General features: G+C 39.0%; 6 protein-coding genes. 5 read left to right on the top strand and 1 reads right to left on the bottom strand.

Translation table 11 applies throughout. From position 1 onward, the window contains the following. From Q7P05_RS08275 to cysK, 5 genes are all read left to right on the top strand, one after another. Positions 1 to 1,393: CTP synthase (locus tag Q7P05_RS08275; RefSeq protein ID WP_303931582.1), on the top strand; the 1,393-nt coding region annotated here is incomplete at its 5' end. A 9-nt stretch (positions 1,394 to 1,402) separates the two neighbouring features. Then, on the top strand, positions 1,403 to 1,618 hold the full coding sequence (locus Q7P05_RS08270; protein WP_105089764.1) for a hypothetical protein: 216 nt from the start codon (positions 1,403 to 1,405) through the stop codon (positions 1,616 to 1,618). Between the two features lie 186 nt (positions 1,619 to 1,804). Continuing rightward, positions 1,805 to 2,368 (top strand): alkyl hydroperoxide reductase subunit C, encoded by a 564-nt coding sequence (ahpC, locus tag Q7P05_RS08265; protein ID WP_105089763.1) that lies wholly within the window; start codon positions 1,805 to 1,807, stop codon positions 2,366 to 2,368. Between the two features lie 490 nt (positions 2,369 to 2,858). After that, entirely contained in the window at positions 2,859 to 3,308 is a 450-nt protein-coding gene (locus Q7P05_RS08260; RefSeq protein ID WP_295780391.1) for an Rrf2 family transcriptional regulator, read from the top strand. Between the two features lie 15 nt (positions 3,309 to 3,323). Further along, positions 3,324 to 4,259, top strand: coding sequence for a cysteine synthase A (cysK, locus tag Q7P05_RS08255; RefSeq protein WP_303931578.1), 936 nt, complete (start codon positions 3,324 to 3,326; stop codon positions 4,257 to 4,259). A 152-nt stretch (positions 4,260 to 4,411) separates the two neighbouring features. Here the strand turns inward: cysK and Q7P05_RS08250 are convergent. Further along, on the bottom strand, positions 4,412 to 6,211 hold a 1,800-nt coding region (locus tag Q7P05_RS08250; protein ID WP_303931577.1), incomplete at its 5' end, for a subtype B tannase.

Below are 6,211 nucleotides of genomic sequence, written 5' to 3'. Positions count from 1 at the left end.
GGGGCATTATGAACGCTTTATCGATATTAACCTTAGCAAACGTTCTAATATTACAGCTGGTAAAGTATATTGGTCTGTAATCAATAAAGAACGCAAAGGTGATTACCTAGGTAGCACTGTACAAGTGATTCCACATATTACAAATGAAATTAAACAAAATGTATACCGCGTAGGTAAAGAGGATAATGCTGATGTAGTTATCACTGAAATCGGTGGTACTGTAGGTGATATTGAAAGCTTGCCATTTATGGAAGCTATCCGCCAAGTGAAAAAAGAAGTAGGCCGTAATGATGTACTTTACATTCACGTAACATTGGTACCTTACATCAATGCAGCAGGCGAGTTGAAAACTAAACCTACACAACACAGCGTAAAAGAATTGCGCAGCATTGGTATTCAACCAGATATTTTGGTATGCCGCAGCGAAAAACACATTTCTGATGAAATGAAAGAAAAACTTGCTTTGTTCTGCGACGTAGAACCAGAAGCAGTTATTGAAAACCAAACTTGCAGCTCCATCTATGAAGTGCCATTGATGATGCAAGATCAAGGTCTTGATGATATTGTTATCAAAAAATTAGGCCTTGAAGAACGCCCTTGCGATATGGCTGAATGGAAAGAAATGGTTCATAAAATCTTGAACCCTAGTAAAGATATTACAGTTGCTATCGTTGGTAAATATGTAGCATTACATGATGCGTATTTATCCGTAGTTGAAGCATTAGATCATGCTGGTATTGCCACGGGTACTAAAGTAAATATTCGTTGGATTGACTCCGAAGAACTTGATGATACATCTGTAGATCCTAAAGAGGTATTTGATGGTGTTGAAGGTATCATCGTACCTGGTGGATTTGGTTCCCGTGGTGTAGAAGGTAAAATCCGCACAATTCAATATGCTCGTGAAAATAATATTCCATATCTCGGTCTATGCCTTGGCATGCAATCTGCAGTAATGGAATTTGCTCGTAACGTATGTGGCATGGAAGGTGCTACATCTAGCGAATTCGACGAAAATGCTAAATACAAAGTAATCGACTTGATGAGTGATCAAGTTGATGTAGATAAAAAAGGCGGTACAATGCGTCTTGGTATTTATCCTTGTAAAGTAGAAGCAGGTACAAAAACTCATGAAGCCTATGGCGAAGATTTGATTTATGAACGTCATCGTCATCGCTATGAGTTTAACAATGAATATCGTCAACAATTGACTGATGCGGGACTTGTTATCTCTGGTACATCTCCAGATGGTCGTTTAGTTGAAAGTATCGAAGTGAAGAACCATCCATTCTTTATTGGTACACAAGCTCATCCAGAACTTAAATCTCGTCCGAATAATGCGCATCCACTATTCCGTGGCTTCGTAGACGCAATTTTAGAACTTAAAAAATAGAGAATAGAAATGGGATCCATTTTATCCATTATAGGTATCTTTATATTAGCTGCACTTAAATTAGAGCAGTTCGTATATGGTAAATCCGGTAAAGAACAGTCTACAACAGGACATATGGCGCGACGTGGGCTCGCTAATATAGCAGGCTTAATCGCCTTTGATCATTCTACGGTGAGTAGTAAGTCGGTTGTAGTACGTCAAAAGAAGAAAGATGCTCAGAAATGAGCATCTTTCTTCTTTTTTTATTTATATCGAAAAAAGTTAGAAAAATATATCGATAAATTTAAAAATAACACTTGCAATCTTGAATGATATTTGTTATTATATAGACAAAGATAGATATAGATTTGGTGATAAGTACACCGATAATATATAACTGTTACATTAGAACTCAAGTAAGGAGGACATAACATGTCTATTATTGGTAAAAAACTTCCTGAATTTACTCTAGATGCTTTCAAAAAACCTGAATTAGTAAAAGTTAGTACTGCAGATGTATTGGGCAAATGGTCCATCTTCGTATTCTATCCAGCAGACTTCACATTCGTTTGCCCTACAGAATTAGAAGACGTACAAAACTCCTATGCAGAGTTGAAAGAACTAGGTTGCGAAGTTTACTCCGTATCTTGTGACTCTGAATTTGTTCACAAAGCATGGTCCGATGCTTCTCCAAGCATTAATAAAATCGAGTACTACATGTTAGCTGATAAAAAACATGAATTAGCTGATTTCTTCGATGTATTCCAAGAAGAATCCGCTATGGCTTACCGTGGTACATTCGTAGTAGATCCTGAAGGTTTCGTTCGTACAGCTGAAATCCATGACATGGGTATCGGCCGTTCTGCTGAAGAATTGGTTCGTAAAGTACAAGCGGCTCAATTCGTAGCAAAACATGGTGACCAAGTGTGCCCTGCACGTTGGAAACCAGGTAAAGACACATTGAAACCAGGTCTTGATCTCGTAGGTAAAATCTAATTTAGAAACTAACCTAAAACGCTAGAATAATCTAGACAACTCCTCAAATGACAAAACGGGCGCGCATCGTTTTCCTGACGATACGGTAAGTCCCAATACCAGATGAACCCTCTCCAATTCATCATGGTAAACCTCATATAACAAACTACAAACTATACGCAAAAGGACTGGCCTTCGGGCTGGTCCTTTTGTGTTATATACCTATTTTTTTATATACTTAGTATTGTGTATTGATTTTAATCTATTTAGAGGTAATAGAATAGAAAAAGCTTTGCTAGAAATAAAGTAAAATATCGTATAAACCTTATATCTTGAAGGTTTTTTAATATCCCTTTATGAAAGTAGGAAATAAGTTCTTGCATTTTTGAATTTAGTAGTCTATAATGAAATTAATTCCTAGTGATACACAAGGTTTTATAAATAAAGTAGGATAAGTGCTTTATAGCATGGGGTGTGTTAGCACTAACTTTTACAAAGAGAGGCAAGATATATGAGGATTTCCACAAAAGGTCGCTATGCATTGATGGTTCTCATCGATTTAGCAGAGCAGGGTCAAGAGAAACCGGTTTCCTTGCGATCCGTTGCAGAACGACAAGGTATATCTGAGAAATACCTTGAGGGGATTGTGGCTCGTTTGGGTGCCGCTAACCTAGTGGATAGTATTCGTGGCAAATACGGAGGCTATCGCTTATCTAAAAGCCCTAAAGAGTATACTATTATTGAAATTTTGCTCGCCACGGAAGAGTCCATGGCTATCATTTCTACTCTTGATGAAGGGGTGAGTACTGATACAGTAATCAACGAACGTACTGTTGGTTTCTGGGCAGGATTGCAAAACTATATTCATGATTATTTAGAAAACGTAACCCTTCAAGATGTAATTGATGGAACTTACGCTAAGCTTGATACAAAATATGACAATTGGGATGGTTCTATTTAATAAGGAGTAACTATTATGTCTAATATTGCAAAATCTTTCGTTGAATTAATTGGTAAAACACCTTTATTGGCAGCTACACGTTTTGGTAAAAAATACGGTGCAGAAGCTAACATCTTGGCTAAATTAGAATACTTCAATCCAGGTGGCTCTGTAAAAGACCGTATTGCGGCTGCTATCATTCAAGCAGCTGTTGAATCTGGTGAATTACAACCAGGTGGTACAATCGTAGAAGCTACATCTGGTAATACTGGTATCGGTTTGTCCGCTGTTGGTGCTGCTCTTGGCTATAAAGTAGTTATCGTAATGCCAGAAACAATGTCCATCGAACGTCGTAAATTGATGCTCGGCTATGGTGCTCAACTTGTATTGACTGATGGCTCTCTTGGTATGAAAGGTGCCATTGCAAAAGCTAAAGAAATCGTAACAGCAACTGCTGGTGCAATCGAAGCAGGCCAATTCGTAAACCAAGCAAACCCAGCAATTCATTACAAAACAACTGGTCCTGAAATCTGGCAAGATACTGATGGCGCAGTAGACATCTATGTAGCTGGTGTTGGTACAGGTGGTACTTTGACTGGTGCAGGTCGTTATTTAAAAGAACAAAACCCTGGCGTAAAAGTTGTAGCTGTTGAACCAACTGATTCCCCAGTATTGTCCAATGGTAAACCAGGCCCTCATAAAATCCAAGGCTTAGGCGCTGGCTTTATTCCAGATACTTTAGATACTTCCATCTATGATGAAGTAATTCAAGTGACTAATGATGATGCATTTGCTACATCTCAAGCATTTGGTCATACAGAAGGTATCCTAGTTGGTATCTCCTCCGGTGCTGCTCTTTGGGCTGCTCAAGAATTGGCTAAACGCCCTGAAAATAAAGGTAAAAACATTGTAGTAATTCTTCCTGATACAGGCGAACGCTACTTGTCTACAGCTTTATTCCCTGAAGTGTAATAGCATATGATTGGTGAAAGTAGATAATTTGCTTTCCTCATATAACGAAGCCCCTCGTTAGAGGGGCTTTTTCTTGTTTACTTATAATTTTCTATAAGAAAAAGGAGCTACTAGGTAGCTCCTTTCTTGTTATGGTATGTATTTAATTGTGATTATCTACCGTTTTTAACGATATTGTCCATCCAGTTGAATAATTCATCTAAATCGTAATCGCCAGAATGATCTACACCAAATGGTGTTGCCATATCTACGTTGTACCCAAGGTTTTGAGCACGTGCACCTACGATCAATGGAATAGCAACGGATGTATTACTGTCAGCTGTACCATAGCGGATATGATAGTAGCGCGCATTTGTTGCTGCTGGAGAACCGAGATAGTTCATTGGGTTCATCATAGTAACGATTTTAGCATTTTCTACGTATACATCTTGGTTAGGTGTGGTATCGTGTAATGCAGCAGTAATTGTAAAGTGATTATTATCTGTAGTACTTGTACCAAATAGATTATTTTCGCCAGAGTCATTAGAACGGGAGTCGAATGCACCTGGTGCTTTAGATCGGCTCACAAATTGGTTGTAAGCTTCCCAGTTAATGTCTTTGATTGCACCTGTTTTGCCATCTCGTACAAGGTATGTATGTTTAGATAAATCAGTACCTTTAGCTTGTGCTTTGTTAGCTGCATCAATGATGAAAGCTTTCACATAATTTTTGAAAGTACCATTGCCATTCTTATCTAGTTTCAATACACGACCCATAGCATCACGCAATTGTAAATTATTTACATATTCAGGGAAGTGTTCACTAAGTAAGTTGGAGTATGCTACGTCATCAGCATTTAAGTTTACACGTTGCATTGTGCGTTGTGGAGGTGCTGTGTTACCACCTACATTGGCCTGAGGCAATTCACCTTGGCCCATTGTTACTTTATTGAAAGATGTAATACCTTTATAGCTCCATTCATATGCCATATCAGCCGCATCAAGATTTGTAATAGGTGCATAGGCAGAAACTGCATATACATTGGTAGCTGCTGTAGCAGCACCTAATGCTTGTAAATATGGTTGGAAGTCGGAGTTATTACCAGCAGCACCTTGTAACAAGGATACGGCACCGCCAGCACTTGTACCATTTGTGATAATGCGGTTTGCATTACCTGGCATTGTGGAGTCGTTAGCATGTAAGTATGCTGTGGCAGCTTGTAAGTCAACGATTACAGCTGGAGCTTTACCGATGAAGTTGCCATCGGATGCTTTGTTTGTACGACCACGTGTAGCTGGGGAAGCTACTACATAACCACGAGATAATGCGTAGAGAACACTGTTAGGTTTGCCATTCTCAACTTTAGGTGTCATAGCTTGGCTTGGCATGTAACCACCTACCGCATTTGGCATGAAGATAGGGGCTGTTTGCGTATTGTAACCATTTACAGTGCCATTATTAAAGTATTCTTCTGGTACATAGATATTCATGTACTGTTGATCAATATCGATTGGATTAGCCACGTAAGGGATATATTCGAAGGCACGATATTTGATTTCCTTATTATCTACTGTAGTAGACATGGATTCATAATTTTTGGCATCGAAGGCAAGGCTAATTTTTGCAGAAGAATCAGCTTGCAATGGTGGTTCTATTGGTTGAGATAGAATATTTTTCTCTTCTGTTACAGCAGAACCTTTTGTGGAAGCTTCGTTTCGTGCATCTACATAAGATTGAGGTAATTTGCTTTCTTGAGCTTTAGTAGCTTCTGCATCAGCCTTAGCTTTTGCCTCTGCCTCAGCTTGAGCTTTAGCCTTAGCTTCTGCTTCCGCTTGAGCTTTAGCGGCAGCTTCGGCTTTAGCTTTAGCTTTAGCTTCTGCCTCAGCTTGAGCTTTAGCAGCTGCTTCAGCTTCGGCTTTAGCTTTTGCCTCAGCCTCAGCTTTAGCTTTTGCTTCAGCTTCAGCTTGTGCCTT

Origin of the sequence: Veillonella dispar, from assembly GCF_937975875.1 — a bacterium.
GTDB lineage: Bacteria > Bacillota > Negativicutes > Veillonellales > Veillonellaceae > Veillonella > Veillonella dispar_B.
Note: the sequence above shows the minus strand (reverse complement) of the source record. Positions and strands in the feature narration are given on the sequence as shown.

Bases quoted from the DNA above. Each gene is read 5' to 3' on its own strand.
- Q7P05_RS08270 (WP_105089764.1), top strand. From the start codon at position 1,403: ATGGGATCCATTTTATCCATTATAGGTATCTTTATATTAGCTGCACTT.
- cysK (WP_303931578.1), top strand. From the start codon at position 3,324: ATGTCTAATATTGCAAAATCTTTCGTTGAATTAATTGGTAAAACACCT.
- Q7P05_RS08260 (WP_295780391.1), top strand. From the start codon at position 2,859: ATGAGGATTTCCACAAAAGGTCGCTATGCATTGATGGTTCTCATCGAT.
- ahpC (WP_105089763.1), top strand. From the start codon at position 1,805: ATGTCTATTATTGGTAAAAAACTTCCTGAATTTACTCTAGATGCTTTC.